1 pseudogene is annotated in these 298 nt (G+C 64.4%); it reads right to left on the bottom strand.

What is annotated here, in order from left to right:
- A pseudogene (locus CBX98_RS25990) lies at positions 1–278 on the bottom strand (tRNA (cytosine(32)/uridine(32)-2'-O)-methyltransferase TrmJ); the annotation flags it as partial.
- Positions 279–298: the final 20 nt, after the last annotated feature.

Raw genomic sequence — 298 nt, 5'->3', positions numbered from 1 at the left:
TCGGGGCGGGCCCTGAGGAAGAGCTTGCGCAGCTTCAACATGATCGTGACCGGCGAGCGGCCCTTGTGGAACTCGATGTCGTCGAGGGTCTGGCCCAGATGGGTGAAGAATCGCTCGAGCTGCTCCGCGTCGGCCGGCACCTCGTCCGGATCGATCTCGGCCTCCGGGACTTTCGCCTCATCGGCCAGGAGCGCGGTGCGCAGTTCGTAAGCCACGACCTGGACCGCCTGTGACAGGTTCAGCGAGCTGAAATCGTCAACGCTGGGGATGCGGATCATGGCGTGACAGCGAGAGAGCT

The sequence above is a fragment of the Vibrio sp. T9 genome (assembly GCF_003123985.1).
GTDB classification, from domain to species: Bacteria; Pseudomonadota; Gammaproteobacteria; order Enterobacterales; family Vibrionaceae; genus Vibrio; species Vibrio diabolicus.
Note: the sequence above shows the minus strand (reverse complement) of the source record. Positions and strands in the feature narration are given on the sequence as shown.